General features: G+C 73.9%; 20 protein-coding genes. 9 read left to right on the plus strand and 11 right to left on the minus strand.

The genetic code is table 11. From position 1 onward, the window contains the following. Positions 1-2 precede the first annotated feature (2 nt). Positions 3-3,239 (plus strand): HAMP domain-containing protein, encoded by a 3,237-nt coding sequence (locus ABD954_RS06740; protein WP_345484865.1) that lies wholly within the window; start codon positions 3-5, stop codon positions 3,237-3,239. On the opposite strand, the gene ABD954_RS06745 is transcribed toward ABD954_RS06740, so the two are convergent. Both ABD954_RS06745 and ABD954_RS06750 read right to left on the minus strand, forming a co-directional pair. Further along, positions 3,236-3,499, minus strand: a complete 264-nt coding sequence (locus tag ABD954_RS06745) for a hypothetical protein (RefSeq protein ID WP_345484866.1) — start codon at positions 3,497-3,499, stop codon at positions 3,236-3,238. The two genes, ABD954_RS06740 and ABD954_RS06745, sit on opposite strands and share 4 nt — an antisense overlap. Positions 3,500-3,562: 63 nt before the next feature. After that, positions 3,563-6,010, minus strand: a complete 2,448-nt coding sequence (locus ABD954_RS06750) for a SpoIIE family protein phosphatase (RefSeq protein WP_345484867.1) — start codon at positions 6,008-6,010, stop codon at positions 3,563-3,565. A gap of 485 nt (positions 6,011-6,495) precedes the next feature. On the opposite strand from ABD954_RS06750, the gene ABD954_RS06755 reads away from it, so the two are divergent. Further along, on the plus strand, positions 6,496-7,791 hold the full coding sequence (locus tag ABD954_RS06755) for a serine hydrolase domain-containing protein (protein WP_345484868.1): 1,296 nt from the start codon (positions 6,496-6,498) through the stop codon (positions 7,789-7,791). An 88-nt stretch (positions 7,792-7,879) separates the two neighbouring features. Here the strand turns inward: ABD954_RS06755 and ABD954_RS06760 are convergent, their stop codons facing one another. Together ABD954_RS06760 and ABD954_RS06765 are read right to left on the minus strand one after the other, a co-directional pair. Beyond that, on the minus strand, positions 7,880-9,301 hold the full coding sequence (locus tag ABD954_RS06760) for a chondroitinase-B domain-containing protein (RefSeq protein WP_345484869.1): 1,422 nt from the start codon (positions 9,299-9,301) through the stop codon (positions 7,880-7,882). A gap of 73 nt (positions 9,302-9,374) precedes the next feature. After that, a complete protein-coding gene (locus tag ABD954_RS06765; protein WP_345484870.1) occupies positions 9,375-9,806 on the minus strand; it encodes a MarR family winged helix-turn-helix transcriptional regulator in 432 nt (143 codons plus the stop codon). Positions 9,807-9,909: 103 nt separating this feature from the next. Between ABD954_RS06765 and ABD954_RS06770 the strand changes: the two genes are divergently transcribed. Together ABD954_RS06770 and ABD954_RS06775 are read left to right on the plus strand one after the other, a co-directional pair. Next, a complete protein-coding gene (locus tag ABD954_RS06770; RefSeq protein WP_345484871.1) occupies positions 9,910-10,392 on the plus strand; it encodes a DMT family transporter in 483 nt (160 codons plus the stop codon). Between the two features lie 60 nt (positions 10,393-10,452). Next, positions 10,453-10,770, plus strand: coding sequence for a DMT family transporter (locus ABD954_RS06775; protein WP_345484872.1), 318 nt, complete (start codon positions 10,453-10,455; stop codon positions 10,768-10,770). Positions 10,771-11,119: 349 nt separating this feature from the next. On the opposite strand, the gene ABD954_RS06780 is transcribed toward ABD954_RS06775, so the two are convergent. Next, on the minus strand, positions 11,120-11,761 hold the full coding sequence (locus ABD954_RS06780; RefSeq protein WP_345484873.1) for a TetR/AcrR family transcriptional regulator: 642 nt from the start codon (positions 11,759-11,761) through the stop codon (positions 11,120-11,122). A gap of 86 nt (positions 11,762-11,847) precedes the next feature. Here ABD954_RS06780 and ABD954_RS06785 point away from each other — a divergent pair, with 86 nt between their 5' ends. Then, positions 11,848-12,258, plus strand: a complete 411-nt coding sequence (locus tag ABD954_RS06785) for a DUF4345 domain-containing protein (protein WP_345484874.1) — start codon at positions 11,848-11,850, stop codon at positions 12,256-12,258. Positions 12,259-12,592: 334 nt separating this feature from the next. Here the strand turns inward: ABD954_RS06785 and ABD954_RS06790 are convergent, their stop codons facing one another. The 3 genes from ABD954_RS06790 to ABD954_RS06800 all read right to left on the minus strand — a co-directional run bounded on the left by ABD954_RS06790 (position 12,593) and on the right by ABD954_RS06800 (position 15,448). Further along, the gene (locus ABD954_RS06790) at positions 12,593-13,309 is read right to left on the minus strand and encodes an alpha/beta fold hydrolase (protein ID WP_345484875.1); all 717 of its coding nucleotides are present in this window, start codon (positions 13,307-13,309) and stop codon (positions 12,593-12,595) included. Between the two features lie 86 nt (positions 13,310-13,395). Next, a complete protein-coding gene (locus ABD954_RS06795; protein ID WP_345484876.1) occupies positions 13,396-14,103 on the minus strand; it encodes a phosphoribosylanthranilate isomerase in 708 nt (235 codons plus the stop codon). 157 nt (positions 14,104-14,260) lie between these two features. Then, positions 14,261-15,448 carry a hypothetical protein gene (locus ABD954_RS06800; protein ID WP_345484877.1) on the minus strand — a complete coding sequence of 396 codons (1,188 nt, stop codon included), beginning with the start codon at positions 15,446-15,448 and terminating at the stop codon, positions 14,261-14,263. A gap of 309 nt (positions 15,449-15,757) precedes the next feature. Between ABD954_RS06800 and ABD954_RS06805 the strand changes: the two genes are divergently transcribed. Then, a complete protein-coding gene (locus ABD954_RS06805; protein WP_345484878.1) occupies positions 15,758-17,203 on the plus strand; it encodes a glyceraldehyde-3-phosphate dehydrogenase in 1,446 nt (481 codons plus the stop codon). Between the two features lie 75 nt (positions 17,204-17,278). On the opposite strand, the gene ABD954_RS06810 is transcribed toward ABD954_RS06805, so the two are convergent. After that, positions 17,279-18,844 (minus strand): MFS transporter, encoded by a 1,566-nt coding sequence (locus ABD954_RS06810; RefSeq protein WP_345484879.1) that lies wholly within the window; start codon positions 18,842-18,844, stop codon positions 17,279-17,281. A 70-nt stretch (positions 18,845-18,914) separates the two neighbouring features. Continuing rightward, entirely contained in the window at positions 18,915-19,253 is a 339-nt protein-coding gene (locus ABD954_RS06815) for an ArsR/SmtB family transcription factor (protein ID WP_345484880.1), read from the minus strand. A gap of 173 nt (positions 19,254-19,426) precedes the next feature. Here ABD954_RS06815 and ABD954_RS06820 point away from each other — a divergent pair, with 173 nt between their 5' ends. From ABD954_RS06820 to ABD954_RS06830, 3 genes are read left to right on the plus strand one after another with little or no spacing between them, the layout of a single operon-like run. After that, on the plus strand, positions 19,427-20,578 hold the full coding sequence (locus ABD954_RS06820; protein ID WP_345484881.1) for an acyl-CoA dehydrogenase family protein: 1,152 nt from the start codon (positions 19,427-19,429) through the stop codon (positions 20,576-20,578). 28 nt (positions 20,579-20,606) lie between these two features. Continuing rightward, complete coding sequence (locus tag ABD954_RS06825) at positions 20,607-21,392, plus strand: electron transfer flavoprotein subunit beta/FixA family protein (protein ID WP_345484882.1); 786 nt, start codon at positions 20,607-20,609, stop codon at positions 21,390-21,392. Positions 21,393-21,425: 33 nt separating this feature from the next. Next, entirely contained in the window at positions 21,426-22,382 is a 957-nt protein-coding gene (locus ABD954_RS06830) for an electron transfer flavoprotein subunit alpha/FixB family protein (RefSeq protein ID WP_345484883.1), read from the plus strand. Between the two features lie 71 nt (positions 22,383-22,453). Here ABD954_RS06830 and ABD954_RS06835 read toward each other — a convergent pair whose 3' ends face one another. Beyond that, entirely contained in the window at positions 22,454-22,855 is a 402-nt protein-coding gene (locus ABD954_RS06835) for a Zn-ribbon domain-containing OB-fold protein (protein WP_345484884.1), read from the minus strand. Positions 22,856-22,916: the final 61 nt, after the last annotated feature.

The raw sequence follows: 22,916 nt of genomic DNA on the forward strand, positions 1-22,916 counted from the left end.
CCATGGCACAGCGCAGAGCAGCACACCGCAACCGCGGTCACGGCGGCGACGCCCCCGGCGACGGGGGCGGCCGGAACGGGTGGGGCGGCGACGGCGGCGGCTCCCCACCCGGCGAGGACGCCCTGCGCCGGCTGCTCGCCGGGCTCACCGCCGTACGGGACGGCGATCTGTCCGTACGCCTCGCCGAGGGCTCCGACGGCGTCCTGGGCGAGATCGCGACCGTCTACAACGACATGGTCGACCGGCTCTCCCTGCTGACCTCCGAGGTCACCCGCGTCGCCGGCGAGGTGGGCGGGCAGGGCCTCCTGGGCGGCCGGGTGCGCGAACCGCTCGCGCGCGGTGCCTGGCGGGAGCTCACCAGCGGCGTGAACACGATGGCCGACAACCTGACCTCGCAGGTGCGCTCGATCGCCCAGGTGGCGACCGCCGTCGCCCGGGGCGACCTCACGCAGAAGATCCGGGTGGACGCGCGCGGCGAGATCCTGGAGCTCAAGGAGACCATCAACACCATGGTCGACCGGCTGTCCTCCTTCGCCGAGGAGGTCACCCGGGTGGCCCGCGAGGTCGGTACGGAGGGGCTGCTCGGCGGCCAGGCCAGGGTGGGCGGGGTGTCCGGCACCTGGAAGGACCTCACCGACAACGTCAACTCCATGGCCGACAACCTGACCAACCAGGTGCGCAACATCGCGCAGGTCACCACCTCGGTCGCCCAGGGCGATCTGACCAGCCGGATCGACGTGGCGGCCCGGGGCGAGATCCTGGAGCTGAAGACCACCATCAACACGATGGTCGACCAGCTGTCCTCGTTCGCCGCCGAGGTGACCCGGGTGGCCCGCGAGGTGGGCACGGAGGGGAAGCTGGGCGGGCAGGCGGAGGTCGAGGGCGTCTCGGGCACGTGGGCGCGGCTGACCGAGAACGTCAACGAACTCGCCGGGAACCTGACCCGGCAGGTCCGGGCGATCGCCGAGGTCACCAGCGCGGTCGCCGAGGGCGACCTGACCCGGTCGATCACCGTCGAGGCGCCCGGCGAGGTCGGCGAACTGCGCGACAACATCAACTCGATGGTCGAGTCGCTGCGCGCCACCACCCGCGCCAACCAGGAGCAGGACTGGCTGCAGACGAACCTGGCCCGGATCACCGCCCTGCTCCAGGGCACCCGAGGGCTGCCGGAGATCGCCGAGCTGATCATGGCGGAGGTGCCGCCGCTGGTGTCGGCGCAGTACGGGGCCTTCTTCCTGGTCGCGGAGGGCCGCGAGGCGACGACGGACCCGGACCGGGGCGCGGACCCGCACGGCCCCGGCGCGGAGCCGGTGCCGGACGGTGCCGGGAGCGGCGCGGAGGAGTGGGAGGGGCCGGAGCTGGTCCTGGCCGCCTCGTACGGGCTGCCGCTCGGCCCCGGCGGCCCCCGGCGCCGCTTCCGCTTCGGCGAGGGGCTGGTCGGGCAGGCGGCGCGGGACCGGCGGACCCTGCTGGTCGATCCGGTGCCGCGGGGCTACGCCACCGTCTCCTCGGGCGTCGGGAGCGCCGAGCCGGCCGCCCTGGTGGTGCTGCCGATCGTGGTGGAGGACCAGGTGCTGGGAGCCGTCGAGCTGGCCTCGCTCCAGCCCTTCGGCGCGCTCCAGCGCGACTTCCTCGACCGCTTCGTGGTGAGCGCGGGCGCGGTCCTCAGCTCCCTGGTGGCCAACCTCCGCACCGACGAGCTGCTCGCCCAGTCCCGTAACCTCGCCGACGAACTGCGCTCCCGCACCCAGGAGTTGCAGGCGCGGCAGCGCGAGCTCCAGCGGTCCAACGCGGAACTCCAGGAACAGGCCGCCCTGCTGGCCGAGCGCAACAAGGACATCGAGTCGAAGAACCGGGTCATCGAGCAGGCCCGGCAGGAGCTGGAGACCCGGGCGCAGCAGCTGTCGCGCACCTCGATGTACAAGTCCGAGTTCCTGGCCAACATGAGCCACGAGCTGCGGACCCCACTCAACAGCCTGCTGATCCTGGCCCGGTTGCTCGCCCAGAACCCCGAGGGCAACCTGACGGAGAAGCAGGTCGACTACGCGGAGGTCATCCACTCGGCGGGTTCGGACCTGCTCCAGCTGATCAACGACATCCTCGACCTGTCCAAGGTGGAGGCGGGCAAGATGGAGGTGCGGCGCGAGCCGTTCGCGCTGTCCAAGCTCATGGAGTCGCTGGGGGCGACCTTCGGGCCGATCGCGGACGAGAAGGGCCTCGACTTCACGGTCACGGTCGCGCCCGACGTACCGGCGTACCTCACCACGGACGAGGGCCGGCTGCGTCAGGTGCTGCGCAACCTGCTGTCGAACGCGATGAAGTTCACGGAGGAGGGCCGGGTCGAGCTCACCGTGGAGCACACGCCCCCGGACGAGATCCCGGCCGTGCTGCGCGACGGGCGGCCGGTGCTGGCCTTCCGGGTCGCCGACACCGGCGTCGGCATACCCGCCGACCGGCTCCGCAACATCTTCGAGGCGTTCCAGCAGGGCGACGGGACCACTGCGCGGCAGTACGGCGGGACGGGCCTCGGTCTGTCGATCAGCCGGGAGGTGGCGACGCTGCTGGACGGCACGATCGAGGTCGAGAGCACCCCCGGGCGCGGCAGCCGCTTCACCTTCCACCTGCCCGAGCGCCCGGTGCGGCACGAGCCGGGACCGGAGGCCGGTGCGGAGGCGGGTGCCGAGCCCGGTCCCCGGGCCGCTGCGGAGGCGGGACGGCTCGCCGTACCCCCCGGCGCACCGGACGTCGAACCGCCGGCCGGACCGCTCGCCGGTGCGCTGCCTCCGGGCGCCGCGCCGGAGGCGCGGCGGGAGGGGCGGGAGGGGCGGCGGGAGGGGCGGGAGGCGCCGGTCGCGTCGCCGGAGCGGTCCGGTGCCACCGTCCTCGTGGTCGACGACGACGTCCGGAACGTCTTCGCGCTCACCGAGGTCCTGGAGGCGCACGGCCTGCGGGTGCTCACCGCCGACGGCGGCCGTCGCGCGATCGGCGTGCTCGCCGGCCACGAGGAGGTCCGCCTGGTCCTCATGGACATCATGATGGCCGGCATGGACGGCTACCGGACCATGGAGGAGATCCGTCGGCTCCCGGGCCGCACGGGCCTGCCGATCATCGCCGTCACCGCGAAGGCGATGCCGGACGACCGGGCACGGGCCCTCGCGGCGGGCGCCGACGACTACCTCGCCAAGCCGGTGGACGAGGCGGAGCTCATGGTCAAGATCCGGCGGCAGCTGGGCGGTTAGCCGCCCGGTGCGGACGAGCCGCCCGCCGCGGTGGAATCGCCCTCCGCGGTCCGGCCGCCCACCGCGGACGAGTCGCCCGCCGCGGTCGGGCCGCCCACCACGGACGAGCCGCCCACCGCGGTCCGGCCGCCCACCGCGGACGAGTCGCCCACCGCGGTCGGGCCGCCCGCCGCGGACGAGTCGCCCACCGCGGTCGGGCCGCCCGCCGCGGACGAGTCGCCCACCGCGGTCGGGCCGCCCACCACGGACGAGCCGCCCACCGCGGTGGAATCGCCCTCCGCGGTCGGGCCGTCCGCCGCGGTGCAGTCGTCCTCCCGGTCGCGTCAGCCGCCGGTGCCGGTTCCGCCGCCGGTACGCGGACCGGTCGCGGCTCCGGGCACCGCCTCTGCCCTGGCCTCCGCCCTGGCCTCGGCCTCCGCCTCGCCGGGGCGCCGGACCCGGACCGCGACGATGCTCGTGTCGTCGTCGGTGTCCCCCAGCGCGGCGGCGAGCAGCCCGTCCACCAGCAGTTCGGGGCTCTCCCGGCCGGCCAGCCGCCCGGCCGTGGCGACGAGCCGGGCGAGCCCGGTGGCGAGGCCGTCACGGCGCCGCTCCACGAGGCCGTCGGTGTACAGCAGCAGCGTGTCGCCCGGCCGCAGCACGGTGCGCCGTTCCTCGTACGTGTACGAGGGCACCGCCCCCAGCAGGATGTCGTGCGGCGGTTCGAGCAGCCGCGCCCGCCCGTCCCGGAGCAGCAGGAGCGGCAGGTGGCCGGCGCTCGACCAGAGGAGACCGCCGTCCTCGGGGTCGTACAGCGCGCACACGGCGGTGGCGGTCGCGCCGCCGCCGGTGCGCAGGGTGACCTCGTTGAGCCAGCTCATCAGCTGCCGCGGCGGGCTGCCGGTGAAGGCCAGCGCCCGCTGGGCGTTGCGCAGGGAGACCATGCCGGTGACGGTGTCGATGCCGTGCCCGGCGATGTCGCCGACGGCCACCAGGACCTTGCCGCTGGGCAGCGGGAGCACGTCGTACCAGTCGCCGCCGACCTGGTACTCCTTGGCGGCCGGCCGGTAGCGGGCGGCGACGGCCAGATCGCCGGGCAGCTCCCGCAGGGCGGTCACCTCCGGGACGATCGCCTGCTGGAGCTGGAGGGCGAGCTGGTGGCGCAGCTCCGCCTGGTCACGGACGGCGGTGAGGTGGTCGAAGGTCGCGGTCAGGGCGAGCTCGGTGCGCCGGGTCGCCGACACGTCCTGGTAGACGCCGACGAAGCCGGTGACGGTGTCCCCTTCGAGCAGCGGCTCGGCCGCCACCCGCACATGGCGCACGGCGCCGTCGGGCAGCACGATCCGCAGCACGGTCTGCGCACCCGAGCGGCGCTCGGTCAGCGTCCGGAGCAGGGTGGTCAGGGCCTCGCCGTCCTCGCGGTGGACCCTGCCGCGCAGCGCGAGCAGCGGCAGCGGCGCCTCGTGCCGGGACATGCCGAAGATGCCGTACGCCTGCTCGGACCAGACCGTGTCGCCGCCGGTCAGGCTGTCCTGGAAGGTGGCGACGCTCTGCAGCCGCGCGACGGCCCGCCCGGCGGCGACGCCGGGGTCGCCGACCGTGTGCCACAGGACCACGGACCGGTCGGCTCCGGCCGGCAGGACGCGTACGTCGAGGAGGGGGCCCGGCGCGCCGCCGGGCCGTCCGGCGGGCAGGCGGGCGGCGTGCTGGGGGCGGCGGGTGTGCCGGGCGCGCCGCACCAGGCGGGCGAGCTCCTCGTGGGCGTGCGGGAAGGCGTGGTGCAGGGAGCGGTCGTCGGCGGGCAGGGCACCGCCGAGGGCCGCCGCGCCGGCCTCGTTGACGTGGTCCAGGGCCGGTGCGCCGGTGGTGGGGTGGGTGCGGAGCAGGGCGCCGGGGTGGACGAGGGCGTCGAGCACGTCGACGAGGGCCGGCGCGCCGGGTTCCTCGGCGTCGGGGCGGTCGAGGACGGCGACGGCCACGTCCATCAGTCCGGTGACGGCCCGCCGTACGGAGGTGCCGAGTTCAGTGGGCCCGGGCCAGCAGACCAGGGCCACGCCGACCGTCGCCCCGCGCCGCCGCAGCGGCAGCACCGCCCGGGCCGCGTCCGGGCCGGTTCCGGGGAGCGGGCCGGCGTCGGTGTCGGTGCCGTGCTCCAGCCATACGGCGGCGTTCCCGGCGAGGGCGGCGCGGATGGGCGCCGGCGCGGCCGGCGGGATCGACCACCAGGCCGCCGCCTCCGTCGCCCCGACGCCGGCGTGCCCGGCGAGCCGCAGCGACCCGGCCTCGGCGTACCGCCACAGCCACAGGCTTTCGGCGCCGAGCGGCGCGAGCCCTCCCCGCAGAAGGGTTCTGGCGCCCTCGGCGACGCCGTCCGCGATCTCCGCGGCGGCGGCGGTCCGGCGCAGGCGGCGGCCCAGGACGGGGGGCAGGTCCTCGGCGGTCAGGACCTCGGGCACCAGACGGTCGCGGGGGTCGCCGGGGGTGGTCAGCAGGCTGCCGCTGGTGGCGACGGCGTTCACGATGTCGGCGGAGAGGTCCTCGGCGGCGAGACCGGTCGCCCCGGCGAGGGCGGTGAGATGCTCGGCGGCGTCGGCGGTGGAGATGCCCAGCTGGACGGCGAGCACGCCGGTGGCGAGGTCGAGCAGGTGACGGCGGACGAGCTCGGCCCGCAGCCGCCGGTTCTCCGCGGCCAGTCCCGCGAACGCCGAGTCCGCCCAGGCGGCGGACCGCTCCGCGGACGCCTCGGCGGACGCCTCCACGGGCGTCCCCGCGGGCCCTGCGGAACGGGTCAAGACGACCTCCGGAACAGGCGCTCTGCCTCTTCGGAGTCTACCCGCGCGGGAGCAGCGGGGCGGGGATGAGCGGACGCCCCCGCTGCCGGGGCGCCGTCCCGCCGGGTTGACCGGTGGCGGCCCGGGCGGCCGCGGGCGGGTCGGCGTCGATGGCGGCCGGGGCGGGCCGGCGGACGGGCGGCGTCGCCGCGTGCGGCGCGCGACGGGGCGGGAGCGCGCGGTCGGCGCGGGGGCAGCGCCGCGCGCGACGGGGCGGGAGCGCGCGGTCGGCGCAGGTGCAGCGCGCGTCACTCGGGACCGGTTGCGCCGAACGGGTGAGGTGCCGGCGCGAATGTCCGGTCCGCTCCGGAACCTTTCCCGCTCCGCACCCCTCCTGATCGGTGAGTGGTCGGCCGGGTGGTCCGGACCGGTCGCTCCGCCGAGGCCGTCGCCGAGGCGCATCCCACCGAGAGACATCCCCTCCGGGGAAGAAGTCGAGGAAGCCCGTGCTCCGTTCGCCGCACCGACGCCTGGCCGTGGGCGCCGCCCTGCTCGCCGCGCTCGCCGGAGGTCTCCTCCCGGCCGCTCCCGCCACCGCCGCGTCCGCCGCCCCCGCCGCCGCGGCGGGTTCCGACACCGTGCCCGCACCCGACATGGACGGCGTGGTCGCCGCGCTGAACGCCGCTCTGGCGGAGGGCGCGCCCGGCGCGATGGCCCGGTACACCGGCCCGGACGGCGTCCGCAGCCGGACGGTCGGGGTCCGGGACCTGTCGACGGGCGCGCCCATGGACATCCGCGCCCGCTTCCGGATCGGCAGCGTCAGCAAGACGTTCTCGGCCGTCGTGCTGCTCCAGTTGGTGGAGGAGGGCCGGCTGCGGCTGGACGACCCGGTGAACCGTCTGCTGCCGGGTCTCCTGCCCGACGACCGGGTGACGGTCCGTCACCTCCTGACGCACCGCAGCGGTCTCGCGGACTACACGAACGCGATGTTCGAGCACACGGTCCCGGGCTTCGAGGCCGTACGGAACCGGGTGTTCTCCTACCAGGAGCTCGTCGACCTGTCCCTCGCCGAGCCGCGCACCACCGAGCCGGGCGTCTCGTACGCGTACTCGAACACCAACTTCGTCGTGGTCGGCATGCTGATCGAGAAGCTCACGGGGCGGCCGGTGGCGGACGCGTACGAGCGCAGGATCATCAAGCCGCTGAAACTGCGCGGCACTTCGTACGTGCACCCCGACACCCGCATCAAGGGCCTGCACGTCCGGGGTCACCTGCACCCGGACGAGGCGGGCGCACCGCTCGTCGACTCCACCGAACAGACCGTGTCCTGGGCGCAGTCGGCGGGTGCCGTGCTGTCCACGCCGGCCGACCTGAACACCTTCATGAGCGCGCTGATGCGCGGCCGGCTGCTCTCCCCGGCGATGCTGGACGCCATGACGACGGTGACGCCGACGGACGCCACCGGGACCCGGTCCTACGGCCTGGGGCTGCGTCGCTACGAACTGTCGTGCGGGGAGCGGGTGTTCGGCCACACGGGGACGGTGCAGGGCTACTACACGTACGCCTTCGCGACCCGGGACGGCCGGCGCAGCCTGTCGGCACTGGCGAACACCTCGAACCACGGCGCCGCGAACACGGCGCTCGGCCGGACGCTGGAGGCCGCGTTCTGCGGCACCGGGCCGGCGGCGAAGCCGAGCGCGCGGAGCCTGGCGCCGGAGCGTGCTCCGGAGGGTGCGCTGGAAGGAGCGCGGGACGGGGCACTGGACCGCCCGGCGGAGCGTGACCTGCCCGAGCGCCACTGACGCGTGGCCCCCGCGGGGCCGTGACGGACGCGGCGCGGTGTGGCGGGACCCCTCCCGCCACACCGCGCCCGTCGCGCCGCTCGGCCGTTCAGGCCGCGTTCGGGCCCACGTCGGACGGCGTGAGGGGGCGGCGGACCGGGGCGAGGGTGGAGTACTCGTCGGCGCCGACGTCACGGGCGCCGGTACGGGCGTGTCCGTCGAGGTCCTGGGTGACGGCGGGCTCGGTCAGCGTCGCCGCGTCGATGGCCGGGCTGCCGGCCGCCAGCCGGTGCACCCCGTCGGTGTCCAGGCGCAGCCGCGGGTCGACCCGGCGGTAGCCGGCGGACGGGAGGGTGCCGTCGGCGGCGGCGCCCCACAGGATGTTGCCCTGCCAGATGAAGCCGATGGTCTGGTCGAGGTCGACCAGGGTCCCGGTGCCGGAGACCATGATGTTGTCGGCGATCACCACGTCGCTGGGGGCGTGGGTACGGCTCTCGCCGGAGAGCGTGCGGGCGTTGCCGACGAGGGTGTTGTGGGCGATCACCGCACGGTCGCAGGCGTCGTTGCCGCGCCGCTGCTCGGTGGTCTCGCCGGAGTGGTGGTCGCGGGTGGTGCCGCTGCCGATCACCAGGGCGCGGCCGGTGAGGCCGCCGAAGTAGTTGTTGACCACCAGGTGGTCGTTTCCGTAGAGGCGGACGCCGTCCTCGCCGCCGAGGAGGTGGTTGCCCTCGACGGTGGTGCGGTTGCCGTGGCGCAGCACGATGCCGCCGCGGCTGTCGCGGACGGTGTTGTAGCGGACGGTGTTGTCGGAGGACTTCACCGAGACGGCCTCGGGGTCGCCGTCGCACCGCTCGAACAGGTTGTGCTCGACGACGGCGGAGGCGCTGGACAGGGCGCGGGAGCTGACGCCGAGGCGGATCGGTTCGCCCCCGTTGGCGCCGGTGTAGGAGTGGTCGGCGAAGTGGTTGCGGAGGATCTGGGTCCGCTGGGCCATGGCGGTGCTGCCGGGGCCGTCGACGACGAGGAAGATGCCCTCGGTGGTCTTGTCGTGGAAACGGTTGCGGTCGATCTTGGCGTCGTCGCCGCGCACGACCACCCAGTCGAGGCCGGCGACGTCGGCGAAGCGGAGGTCGTTGCGGGTCAGGCGGATGCGCGGACAGTTCGCCGGTATCTCCAGGGTGGTGCTCTGCCGGAGCGCGAAACCGCTGACGACGATGTCGCTGGAGTCGACGAACACGAAGCCGCGTTCGCCCTGGAGCACCGCGCCGCCGCGGGACTCGGCGACGATCGTGATGGGCGCGGCGGCGGTGCCGTGGCGGCCGGAGACGGTGATGGCGCCTCCGGAGGGCACGGTGTACGTGCCGTTGGCGAGGACGATCCGGTCGCCGGCCACCGCCCGGTCGATCGCCCGCTGGAGTTCGGCGAGGGAGCCGACGGTGACCGTGGTCGCGGCGGAGGCCGTGACGAAGGACGGCACGGTGGCGATGGCCGCCCCGAGCGCGGTGCCGGTGAGGAACGTACGTCGTCGCATGATGCCCCTTGGGAAAGGCGGATGAGGTCCGCCCCAGCCTGCGGCACGCCCTTGTCGTTCCGCTGGCGTCCCGCTAACGCGCTCCGGCGCCGCGGCCGGCGCGCAGTGCGGCGACGGTGGCGGCGAGTTCGGGCTCGGCGCCGAGGGCGTCGAGGGTGCCGGAGAGGACGTCGGCGTACGTGCCGCGGGCGTCCTCGTAGCGGCCGCGGCCCTCGGCGGTGATCACGGCGTAGACACCGCGCCGGTCGGAGGGGCAGAGGTCCTTGAAGGCGTAACCGGCGCCCTTGAGCCGGTCGACCAGGCGGGTGACCGAGGACTGGTTGAGGCCGATCCGGTCCGCGAGCTCCTGCATGCGCAGCTCGTCGTCGGGCGAGGCGGCGAGGTTCTCCAGGGCCCGGTACTCCGAGAGGCCGATGCCGTGGCGGCGCTGCAGGGCGGCGGCGAGCTCGCGCTCCACCCGTGCGTGCACGGTGAGCACGCGCTCCCAGACGGCGGGGTCGTCCATCGGCCCGTCCTTTCAAGGTGTTTGACAACAGGTTATATGACCATGCAAGCTCCTCGGCGACAAGAACTTGCACGTACAAGCAATCATGTTGGGGGTCTTCTTCATGTCCACCGAGGTCGCAGCAGCAGGAGTCCCTTCGGAGCAGGGCCGGGGTCAGGGCCAGGTCCGGGGCCGGGGCCGGGGCCAGGGCCAGGGCCAGGGCCGGAGGGACAACCAGAACGTCGGCTGGGCGTGGCTGCTCTTCTCCTCCCTGTTCGAGATCACCTTCGCGCTCTCCACCGAGGCCACCCACGCCTTCACCCGCCTCGGCCCGTCCCTGCTGACCACCGCCGCGGCCGCCGCCGGCATCTACACGCTCTCCCGCGCCCTGCGGTACGTGGACGTGGGCGTCGGCTACACGGTCTGGGCGGGCATCGGCGGCGTCGGCACCGTCGTCTTCGGCACGCTCCTGTACGACGAGCCCATGACGGTCTGGAAGGTCGTCGCCTTCGTCCTGATCATCGGCGGCGGCACGGCGCTGCGGATCACCGACAAGGCCGCCGCGGCGAAGGCCGCGCGGAGCGCCGGGGACCGAGCAGCGGTCTGACCACCGCACCCGAGCGCCACAGCCCGCCCCACTCCCCCCTCACAGAGAGAGTCGCCTCCCATGACCTGGGTGTTCCTCGGCATCGCCATCGTCTTCGAGATCGTCTTCGCCCTCGGCACCAACGCCACTCAGGGCTTCACCCGCCTGTGGCCCAGCGTGCTGACCCTGCTCGCCGCCGCCGGCGGCATCTACACCCTGTCCCTGGCCCTGCTCGACCTCGACGTCTCGGTCGGCTACACCCTGTGGACGGGCATCGGCGGGGTCGGCACCGTCGCCTTCGGCGCGATCCTCTTCAAGGAGAAGATCACCCTCGCCCGCCTGCTCTCCTTCGCGTCGATCATCGGCGGCGCGGTCATCCTGCGGGTGACCTCCGTCTGAGCAGCACGGCGCAGGCCCACCGGACCGTGAGGGACAGGGCCCCGGGACGCGGGGCCCTGTCCCTCACGCGTCCCGGACCGGCGTGGCCGTCGCGTACCGCGGGCGGCCGGTGGGCCGGCAGACGTGGATCGTCAGGCCCTTCGGGGTGGTTCGCGCGTCGATCAGGCCGAGCGCCGCGTCAGGGCCGGAGCCGGGGAACAGTCGCGCGCCCTGGCCCACGACGACGGGCGCCCGACCCCCAGGACCCGACGAAGACCTGGTACGTCCGCCGGCCGAACAGGAACGCGTCGGCGCGCCGGTAGACCGCGCCGAGGAACGCCTCGGCCTCGTCGTCGAACAGCGGCGGGGATCACCCGCCGCGCTCGAATCCGCTCCTGCGGTCCTCGTCGGGCCAGTCGGGGGCCGGGTCCACGGGGAGGAGGGGGCGGAGGGCGCCGACCGCGGCGCCGATGCAGGCGTCGCGCAGCTCCGCGCGCTCGCAGTTCTCGTGGGTGAGCCAGTCCACGCACAGCACCTGGACGAAGACCAGCCATGCCTTCAGCGCCGCGGAAACGGCCTCGCGGGTGCGGTCGTCGGCGAGCGGCAGCACGCCGAGCAACCGGGCGCGCAGGGCGTCGAGTTCGTCGGTCATGATCGTCTGAATGACGGGGTCTCCCGCCAGCACCCGGTTCGCGGCCAGGACGGCGTGGCGGTTCGCGACGAAGTAGTCGAGATGGGCGTCGAGGCCCTGTGCGAGCTGTTCGACGAAGGTCGCCTCGGGATCGAGGCGGGTGGCGGCGAGCAGCCGGTCGGCCGCCTCCTTGTAAACCGCCGCGAAGAGGGCGTGCTTGCTCGGGAAGTGCCGGTAGAGCAGGGCGCGGGACACGCCCGCCCGTTCGGCGACGTCCTCCATCAGCACGTTCTCGTACGGCGCTGCGGCGAAGAGCTCGGCGCCGACGGCGAGCAGGTGGGCGCGGCGGTCGGCGGGGGACAGACGTCGGCGGGGCGGCACACCCGCAGACTACTTGACATGTGTCTACCAGCGGGCCCTAGGCTGCATTTTAGTAGACACATGTCAACTAAGCCGAGGTGTGAGTCATGGACAAGACGCTCCGGGTGTTCGCGTGGACGATGGGCCTCGCGTGCGTGGCGATCGGGCTGCTCCACGTGCTCGGCGGCAACGCCGCCATCCCCGGCGAGGCCGACGCGGGCCCGACCGTCGACAGCCTGGGCCGCTTCCTCGGCGCGATCTTCGCCGGCTACGGCCTGGTCTGGCTGTGGGCCGTGCGCCAGAGCCCCGTCCCCGCGCGCGTGGTGCGCTGGCTCGCCGCGGTCTTCCTGCTCGGCGGCCTGGGACGCCTGCTCTCCGTGGCCGTACACGGCTGGCCGCACTGGTTCCAGATCGTACTGACAGCGATGGAACTGGCCTTCCCGCCGCTCTGGTTCTGGCTCGCGGACGCCGACGAACGCGCCTTCCGCGACCGCTCCCTCCCGCCCGCCACCCCCTAGGAGTCAAGGACGGTACCGCGCCCGGCGAAAGGCCCCTGTCCGAACCGTCGGACCCGGACCCCCGCGCACGAGCCGCGAGCGCCGTTCCTCCCGCCTCTCCCCCTCTCCGCCATCTCCCGCGTCTTCCCCGGCGGCACCATCCACCTGAGCGGCGGCACTGACGCGTACGGACAGACCGTCACCGTCCCGGCCGGGAACAACGGCACGGCGAGCACCGGCACCCGGCCGGCGGCCCACCCGGGCGAGAGGCCCGTGGCTCGGTTTCTCGGCGACGACCGAGACCCCCGCCGACCGCGGCCTCGTCCCCGACGGCTCGTACCGGCACGTCCCGGGATCACCGGTCGCCTGGGGGCGTGACCGCCTCCTGGCCGCGCTCCGCCGCCTCGGCCAGGAGGCGGGCGAGTTCGCGGGGGCGGGTGGTCATCGGCCAGTGGCCGGAGTCGAGGTCCGCGTAGGCGAGGTCCCGCACGCGGGCGAGCTCGGGGCTCTCGCCGCCGGCGATCCACTCCTTCGCCTGGGCCGGGGTGAACTCGGGGCACACGAGCAGCACCGGCACGTCGAAGCGGCGCTCGTCGCGAAGCCGCACCGTCCCTCTGGCGACGGCCTCGGGGACGGGGACGGCGGCGGTCGCCAGCCGCTGCCGGGCCTCGGCGTCGAGGTCGGCGGCATCCGGCCCCTCGAAGGGCCCCCAGCCCGGGAAGGGCATGACGCCGTCCTCGATCGGGAAGAGGTCGGCGTAGGCGCTCCCGTCGGCGGCCGGGAAGCCGCCGATCAGGACGGTCTTCGCCACCTTCTCGGGCCGGGCGTCGGCGGCCAGCCAGGCCAGACCGGCCGCGGCCGAGTGTCCCACCACCAGCGGCCTGCCGGGCGCCGCGTCCACGGCGGCGACGACCGCGGTCCGCTGGTCGTCCAGGGTGGCGGCGGAGTCGCCGTCGCCCTGCCCCGGCAGGGTGAGCGCCACGGGACGGTGGCCGAGGGCCGTGAGCTCGGAGGCGACGTCGTCCCACGCGGAGCCGTCGAGCCAGAGTCCGGCGATGAGCAGGATGTCCACGGGTGTCCTCCTGGAGCGCGTACGGATCGGTCCGGTGTGACGCTAGCGGGAGGGTCTGACAACGAGGGCCCGACAACGGGCGCGGCTCAGTCCTCCGCGCCGGCCGCCTTCGCCGCGGGAGCCGTCACCTCGGACGGAGCCGTCACCACGGCCGGATCCGTCACCGCGGCCGTCGCGGCCCCGGTCGCCTTCGCCGCGGCGACGAAGGCGCGGACGCGGTCGTGGTCCTTGACCCCGGGCGCGGACTCGACGCCGCTGGAGACGTCGACGCCCCAGGGCCGGGCCCGGTCGATCGCCTCGGCGACGTTCTCGGGGGCCAGCCCGCCCGCCAGGAGCCAGGCGCCGTCGGGGCGGGCGCCGTCCAGGAGGGACAGGTCCCAGCGGGCGCCGGAGCCGGCGCGGGGCGAGTCGAGCAGGAGGACCTCCTCGCCGAGGGCGCCGACGCGGGTGTCGGGGCGCTCCTTCAGGGAGGTGGCCCGCCACAGGCGCGGGAAGACGCGGGCGGCCCGCTCGAAGTCGGTCCCGGTGTACGGGCCGTGGAGCTGGAGGGCGTCGACGTCCAGCTCGCGGGCGAGCCGGGCCGCCTCCTCGGCGGGCGTGTCGTTGACGACGAGGACGCACAGCACGTGCGCGGGGGTGTGGGAGCGGGCGTGGGCGGCGAGCCGCGCGGCCACGTCGCGGTCCAGGCCGCGGACGCTGGTCCCGCTGATCACCAGGCCGATCGCGTCTGCCCCGGCCTCGGCGGCCACGTCGATGTCGGCGGTCGTGGCGAGCCCGCACACCTTGACGAACACTGTCTCTCCTCCGCGCCTTCGGCCGCCGCCGGGTCGGTCCCCCGCCGTCTCCGGCCGATCCTATGCCGCGTGAACCGGGGCCGGACCGGCTCCTTGCCCGGCTCCGGACCGGCTCCGGACCGGCAGCGGATCCTGTCCGGCCCCTTGCCCGGCCGCCCTACGCCCCCTCCGTCTCCTCCGCCGGGATGTCGGCGGCGTACGGGTGGACGTACCGGTCCTCCCCGTACGGGGTGAACCAGGCACCGAAGCCCACGGGCACCGGTTCCCGGCCGGTGTCGGCGCGGACGTGGGTGAGGAAGCGGTCGAGGGCGGCCGCCACGTCGTCGTCCAGGAGGCCGTACAGGTCGAGGGCCACATGGGCCTGTTCCAGCAGGAAGCGCAGGACGAGCTCTTCGGCGGGGCAGCCGAGCCGGCGGAAGCCGCCGTCGGTGAACCGGGTCGTGAGCGCGACGGCGGTGACCAGGAACCGGCGGGCGAACAGCTCGTCGTAGCGGTCCGCGTGCCGGTCGGGCAGCCGGTCCAGGTGCCAGAGGTGTCCCTGACAGGCGGCGACGTGGGTGTCCTCCTCGGCGAGGGCCAGCACGTCGTCGTACAACTCGTCGATGAGGACCTCCGCGCCGTGGACGAGGGCGCCCGCGGCCAGTTCGGCGGTGTCGGGGCTCGCGCCGAAGACGGCCGGGTCGAAGGAGCGCAGCCGTACGGCCATGGCCCGGATCCCGGCCTCCGGGTCGGTGCTCTCCTCGACGACGTCGGCCCATACCTCGTCGTCCCCGGCTTCCCCGGCCACCCCGGCTCCCCCGAGGTCTTCGAGGCCCCCCGGATCCCCGGCGCCCCCGTGCCCCCCGCCGCCGTGCTCGTCGCCCTCACCGGCCCCGCTCGCGCCGCTGCCGGCGCGGGCGGCGCGGGCGGCGCGGGCGGCAGCGGCTGCGGCAGCCGCGGCGTGCAGGGCCCGGCGGGCGGCGGGGTCGGCGGGCGGCGCGTCCGGCCCGTCGGCGGCTTCCAGGCTCGCCCGGGCCCGGTCGGGCTGGAGTCTGACCTCGCTGTTGACCACCACCCACGCGGCCAGCGGCTCGCTGCGGTCCAGGATCTCCTGGGCCACGGCCCCCACGGCGTCCTCGGCGGCTTCGAGGGTCGGGGCCGCCACGGTCAGGGTGAGTTCGGCGCCTCTCGGGTGGGCCACGACGGCGACGTCGAAGACGTCGACCTCCACGCCGTCGGGTCCTTCGGCCCCGGCCACGGAGCCGAAACCCCGCTCGATGAGGACGACGGCCCCCACCCGGCCCAGTTCGTCGAGGTCGGGGGCGTCGTCGGGTATGCACGTCTCCACGGTCACCACGTACGTCACGACGGCAAGGGTGCCAGGCGGGCACGGGCGGTTCGGCCCGATCGGGGAATCTCCCGTCCGCCCTTGACCAGGACCTGGTCAACCCCTGACCCCGCCCTGACCGTCCCCCGGCCCCGTCCGTCCGCCCGGGACCGACGGTGACAGGGCGTCAGGTCCGCCCGGTACGGAAGCCGCTGCCGTGAACCCGCCCCGACGCCCTCCCCGTGTCCAAAAACCGCGCCCCGTGTCCGGAACCACACGGGACCCCCCTGCCGCCCGCGAAAACGGTCGGGTTAGCATATGAGCACCGCCTAGCTCGAAAGATGCACTGTGACTGTCAACGAGGACTCGTTCACAAACTGGAAGAACCGCGAGGAGATCGCGGAGTCCATGATTCCGATCATCGGGAAGCTGCACCGAGAGCAGGACGTCACGGTCCTCGTTCACAGCCGCTCCCTGGTGAACAAGTCGGTGGTCAGCATTCTCAAGACCCACCGATTCGCCCGCCAGATCGCCGGCGAGGAGCTCTCGGTCACCGAGACCCTGCCGTTCCTGGAGACGCTCACCACCCTCGACCTGGGCCCGTCCCAGATCGACATCGGCATGCTCGCCGCGGAGTACAAGACGGACAACCGCGGCCTCTCGGTCGCGGAGTTCACCGCCGAGGCCGTCGCGGGTGCCACCGGGGCCAACAAGATCGAGCGGCGTGACGGCCGCGACGTCGTCCTGTACGGCTTCGGCCGCATCGGCCGGCTCGTCGCCCGCCTGCTGATCGAGAAGGCCGGTTCCGGCAACGGCCTGCGGCTGCGCGCCATCGTCGTGCGCGGCGGCGGCGAGCAGGACCTGGTGAAGCGCGCCTCGCTGCTGCGCCGTGACTCCATCCACGGCCAGTTCCAGGGCACCATCACCGTCGACGAGGCCAACGGCACGATCGTCGCCAACGGCAACACGATCAAGGTGATCTACGCCAACGACCCGTCCGAGGTCGACTACACGGCGTACGGCATCGAGAACGCCATCCTCATCGACAACACGGGCAAGTGGCGCGACCGCGAGGGTCTGTCGAAGCACCTGCGCCCGGGCATCGACAAGGTCGTCCTGACGGCGCCCGGCAAGGGCGACGTGCCGAACATCGTGCACGGCGTCAACCACGACACGATCAAGCCGGACGAGCGGGTCCTGTCCTGCGCGTCCTGCACCACGAACGCGATCGTTCCCCCGCTGAAGGCGATGGACGACGAGTTCGGCGTGCTGCGCGGTCACGTGGAGACCGTCCACTCGTTCACGAACGACCAGAACCTGCTGGACAACTACCACAAGGCGGACCGCCGCGGCCGTTCCGCGCCGCTCAACATGGTCATCACGGAGACGGGTGCCGCCTCCGCCGTGGCCAAGGCGCTGCCCGACCTGAAGGCGCCGATCACCGGCAGCTCGATCCGCGTCCCCGTCCCGGACGTCTCGATCGCGATCCTGAGCCTGCGCCTGGGCCGCGAGACCACCCGTGACGAGGTCCTCGAGTACCTCCGCGACGTCTCGCTGCACTCGCCGCTGAAGCGCCAGATCGACTTCACGACGGCTCCCGACGCGGTCTCGATGGACTTCGTCGGCTCGCGCCACGCCTCGATCGTCGACGCCGGTGCGACCAAGGTCGACGGCGACAACGCGATCCTGTACCTCTGGTACGACAACGAGTTCGGCTACTCCTGCCAGGTCATCCGGGTCGTCCAGCACGTCTCCGGTGTCGAGTACCCGACCTTCCCGGCTCCGGCGGTCTGACCGACCGGCTGAAGGAAGCGGCAGCACGCACACGTCGAACGGCGGTGGGCCCCGGCCCGCCGCCGTTCGGCGTTGCTACGGGGCCGTCGTCGGCCAGTGGCGGTGCAGGGCGTCGATGCGGAACGGGTGGGCGTGCCCCCCTGCGGCCCCGGTGGCGCCGGGGACCCCGGCCAGATGAGGGTGCCCGGCCGGCAGCTCCGGATGGTCGTGCGGCAGGGCGACCGGATCCGCCCGGGGCCACAGGCGGGCCGCGGCGAGGGCGCCCGCCAGCGCGAGCGTGCCGAGGAGCGCCGCCGGGAGCGCCGGTCCCGTACGGGCGATGAGCAGGCCGGCCAGCGGATAGGTGAGCAGCCAGCAGGCGTGCGCGAGGGAGAAGTGGGCGGCGAAGACGGCGGGCAGGTCCGCCGGGCCCGCCGAGCGGCGCAGCACCCGGCCGGAGGGGGTGAGCACCGCGGAGGTCGCGGCTCCGGTGAGCAGCCAGACGACGAGCAGCCCCGGCCACGGCGGGACGGCCCCGGCCGGGGCGGCGAGCCCGAGGGCGAGCGCGCCAAGGAGCACGGGCAGCGCGAAGGCGCCGGCCAGCATGACGCGCCGGTCGTCGACCCGGTCCAGCACACGGGGCAGCAGCAGCGCGACGGCCATGGAGCCCGCGCCGTACGCGCCGAGGGCGAGCGGCACGTCGCCCTGCGGGCGGCCCAGGGTGTCGCGGACGAGGGCGACGGTGCCGACCAGGACCATGGCGCCGGCCGCGGCCACGGCCAGGTCGAGGGCGAGCAGGGCCCGCAGCCGCGGGGTGGCGAGGAACGGCCGGACCCCGAAGGCGGCACCGGCGCCCGCACCCGTACGGCCCGGTGGGCGGAGCCGGGTGAGCACCCGGGTCCGGGGCCGGGGCCCGGAGCGGTCCCCGAAGCCCCGGCCGGAGCCCCCGACCGGACCGCACTCCGAGCCCCTGCCCGCGCCCGGACCGGACTGCGAACGCCTGCCCGCACCCGAACCCGAAGCCGAGCCCCTGCCCGCACCCGCACCCGAACCCGAGTCCTCCTCCCCCCGGCCGGCGCGCGCCGGTGGCCGCGCACCCGGCAGGGCCGCGGACAGCACGAGTGCCGCCGAGGCCAGGAAGCCGGTCGCCGTGCCTGTGAAGAGCCAGGGGTAGGGGACGACGATCAGGAGCAGGGCGGCGAGGGCCGGGGAGGCGAGGCTTTCCAGGTCGTGGGCGAGTCGGGAGAGGGACAGCGCCTCGGTGTAGGGGCGTTCGCCGGGCAGCACGTCGGGGACCGTGGCCTGGAGGACGGGGGTGAAGGCGGCGGAGGCGGCCTGGAGCAGCACGATCAGGGCGTAGACGTGCCATACCTCGTGCACGAAGGGGAGGGCGAGGGCGGCGCAGGCGCGGACCAGGTCCGCCGAGACGAGGAGCGCGCGCCGGGAGATCCGGCCGGCCAGGGCGCCGGCGAGCGGCGCGACGGTGACGTAGGCCGCCATCTTCAGGGCGAGGGCGGTGCCCAGGACGGCCGTGGCGTCGGAGCCGGCGAGGTCGTGGGCCAGCAGCGCGAGGGCGACGGTCGCGAGGCCGGTGCCGAGGAGGGCGACGACCTGGGCGGTGAACAGGCGCCGGAAGGCGGGCTGGCGCAGCACGGACAGCACGGTTCCACGGTAGCGGACGTGTGCACGATTGCGCACATGTTGACGGTCGCGGAGAGGCGGGAATCCGGCCTCAGTCGTGCCAGGGCTCTCCGCTCACCTCGTGGTCGGCCCGGCTGATCGCCTCGACCACCAGGCGCTTGAGGTGCCCGTCCGGCATCGCGTACACGACCCGGCGCCCGTCCCGCCGGGACTGCACCAGACCGCCGATCCGCAGCTTGGCCAGGTGCTGGCTGACCGCCGGTCGGGAGGCTCCGCACGCCTGCGTCAGCGCGCTCACATCGGCCTCGCCCCTGGTGAGCAGCCAGACGAGCTGGAGGCGGGTGGGGTCGGCGAGCAGCGCGAAGACCGCCGCCGCGGCGCCGAGTTCGGCGGGCCCTGGCGTCCGCTCGTGGGTCTGGCGTTCCGGCATGCGCTCATCGTAGGCACGCGCCCGGCGGGGGCGGCGGTGCCTTCCCGCCGCCCCTGTCACCGGGGCCACGCGGGAGCCACTAGCATCGTGGTACTGAGTGTGCTTTGCTGAGGGTACTCAGTGCCAAGACAGTGCCAAAAGTGCCGCACGCATTGCTAGGGGAGCCCCAGACCATGGCCAAGGACTTCGACCTGTATCGCCCGTCGGAGGAGCACGACATGCTCCGTGAGACGGTCCGTGCGCTGGCGGAGGCGAAGATCGCGCCGTTCGCCGCGGCGGTGGACGAGGAGGGCCGGTTCCCCCAGGAGGCCCTGGAGGCGCTGGTCGCGGCCGACCTGCACGCGGTGCACGTGCCGGAGACCTACGGCGGCGCGGGCGCGGACGCGCTGGCCACGGTGATCGTGATCGAGGAGGTCGCCCGTGCCTGCGGTTCCTCCTCGCTGATCCCGGCCGTGAACAAGCTGGGCTCGCTGCCGGTGATCCTGTCCGGCTCGGAGGAGCTGAAGAAGAAGTACCTCGGCCCGCTGGCCAAGGGCGACGCGATGTTCTCCTACTGCCTGTCCGAGCCGGACGCCGGCTCCGACGCGGCCGGGATGAAGACCCGCGCCGTGCGCGACGGCGACCACTGGATCCTCAACGGCGTCAAGCGGTGGATCACCAACGCCGGCGTGTCGCAGTACTACACCGTGATGGCCGTCACCGACCCCGAGAAGCGGTCCAAGGGCATCAGCGCCTTCGTCGTGGAGAAGGACGACGAGGGCGTGTCCTTCGGCGCCCCGGAGAAGAAGCTCGGCATCAAGGGCTCCCCGACCCGCGAGGTCTACCTCGACAACGTCCGCATCCCCGCCGACCGCATGATCGGCGCCGAGGGCACCGGCTTCGCCACCGCGATGAAGACCCTCGACCACACCCGCATCACCATCGCCGCCCAGGCCATCGGCATCGCCCAGGGCGCCCTCGACTACGCCAAGGGCTACGTCACCGAGCGCAAGCAGTTCGGCAAGCCCATCGCCGACTTCCAGGGCGTGCAGTTCATGCTCGCCGACATGGCCATGAAGCTCGAAGCCGCCCGCCAGCTCACCTACGCCGCCGCCGCCAAGTCCGAACGCGTCGACGGCGACCTGACCTTCTTCGGCGCCGCCGCCAAGTGCTTCGCCTCCGACGTCGCCATGGAGGTCACCACCGACGCCGTCCAGCTCCTCGGCGGCTACGGCTACACCCGCGACTACCCCGTCGAGCGCATGATGCGCGACGCCAAGATCACCCAGATCTACGAAGGCACCAACCAGGTCCAGCGCATCGTCATGGCCCGCAACCTCCCGTAACCACCTGCCCGTCGAAAGGAGACAGGCCGTGACCCTGAAGATCGCTGTCTGTGTGAAGTACGTTCCCGACGCCACCGGCGACCGCGGTTTCGCCGACGATCTGACCACCGACCGCGAGGCCGTGGACGGCCTGCTCTCGGAGCTCGACGAGTACGCGGTCGAGCAGGCCCTGCGCATCTCCGAGGAGGCGGACGACGCCGAGGTCACCGTCGTGACGGTGGGCCCGGACGACGCCAAGGACGCGCTGCGCAAGGCGCTGTCGATGGGCGCCGACAAGGCGGTGCACGTCAACGACGAGGACATCCACGGCACGGACGTCATCGGCACCTCGGCCATCCTGGCCAAGGCCCTGGAGCGGACCGGCTTCGACCTGGTCGTGTGCGGCATGGCCTCGACGGACGGCACCATGGGCGTGCTGCCCGCGCTGCTGGCGGAACGGCTGGGCCTGCCGCAGATGACGCTGCTGTCCGAGGTCTCGGTGGAGGACGGCACCGTGAAGGGCCGCCGGGACGGCGACGCCGCCAGCGAGCAGCTCCAGGCGCCGCTGCCGGCCGTGGTGTCGGTCACCGACCAGTCGGGCGAGGCCCGCTACCCCTCCTTCAAGGGGATCATGGCCGCCAAGAAGAAGCCGGTCGAGGAGCTGGACCTGGACGACCTCGGCATCGACGCCGACGAGGTCGGCCTCGCGGGTTCCTGGACCCTCGTCGAGTCGGTCGCGGCCCGCCCGGCCCGTACGCAGGGCACGATCGTCACGGACGAGGGCGAGGGCGGCAAGCAGCTCGCCGCGTTCCTCTCCGCCCAGAAGTTCATCTGACCCACCGTCACCACCCCTCAGGAGCAAGGAATCATGGCTGAGATCCTGGTTCTCGTGGACCACGCCGACGGTGCGGTCCGCAAGCCGGCCCTCGAACTGCTCACCCTGGCCCGCCGGCTCGGCGAGCCCTCGGCGGTCGTCCTCGGCGCCGGTGAGGCCGCGGCCTCGATCGCCGCGACGGCCGGCGAGTACGGCGCGGCGACCGTGTACGTCGCGGACGGCGCCGAGTTCGGCGAGCGGCTGGTCGTGCCGAAGGTCGACGCACTGACCCAGATCGCCAAGGACAAGGGTGTCGCCGCCGTTCTGGTGACGTCCTCGGGCGAGGGCAAGGAGGTCGCGGCGCGCGTGGCGCTGCGCCTGGGCTCCGGCCTGATCACCGACGCCGTCGAGCTGGAGGCCGGCGAGAACGGCCCGGTCGCCACCCAGTCGGTGTTCGCCGCCTCGTACCAGGTGAAGTCGGCCGTCTCGCACGGTGTGCCGGTCATCACCGTCAAGCCGAACTCGGCTGCCCCCGAGGCCGCTCCGGCCGCGGGCACGGTGGAGAACGTGTCGGTCGCCTTCTCGGGCAACGCCGCCACGGTCGTCTCGCGCACCCCGAGGGTCTCCACCGGCCGCCCGGAGCTGACCGAGTCGGCGATCGTGGTCTCGGGCGGCCGCGGCGTCGGCGCGGCCGAGGGCTTCGAGGTCGTCGAGAAGCTGGCCGACTCGCTCGGCGCGGCCGTCGGCGCCTCGCGCGCCGCGGTGGACGCGGGCTGGTACCCGCACTCCAACCAGGTCGGCCAGACCGGCAAGCAGGTCTCGCCGCAGCTGTACATCGCGGCGGGCATCTCCGGCGCGATCCAGCACCGGGCCGGCATGCAGACCTCGAAGACCATCGTCGCGGTCAACAAGGACCCGGAGGCCCCGATCTTCGACCTGGTCGACTACGGCGTGGTCGGTGACCTCTTCGAGGTGCTGCCGCAGCTGACGGAGGAGATCGGCGCCCGCTGATCCCCCACCGGAACGAGAGGGGCGGGTGGCACTCTGTGCCACCCGCCCCTCTCGTCGTTGCCGTCCGTCCCTCAGAACCAGCCGTCGAGCGCGACCTCCTCGCAGAGCCGGACGACCGGCCTGCGGTCGGCGCCGGCACCGTGGTGGGCGAGCCTCACCCGGGCTCCCGGACGCACCGCGTGCGGCGGCCCGTCGACCCGGCAGCGCACGACGAAGCCCTCGGCCATGTGCACCGGCCAGAGGTCCGCCTGGGCGGCGGTGAAGGCCCGCCGGACGGAGATCACGCCTTCTCCGGCGCTGAGTTCGGGGGCGAGGTCCGTCGACCCGCAGGTCGGGCAGAGCAGGCGCTGGAAGGTGGTGGTGTGGCACCAGCGGCAGCGCTGGAAGTAGAGCTCGGGCTCGGCGGCCGACTCGTCGGCCAGGACGCTGGTCCCGTTCCGCAGGCCCGTGGATCCGGATCCGGTGGGGAACACGATGCTTCTCCTTGCACTCGGCGGCTCAACCGTGCATAGAGAAAAGATATGGCACTGAGTG

The sequence above is a fragment of the Streptomyces roseoviridis genome, assembly GCF_039535235.1.
Classification (GTDB): Bacteria; Actinomycetota; Actinomycetes; order Streptomycetales; family Streptomycetaceae; genus Streptomyces; species Streptomyces roseoviridis.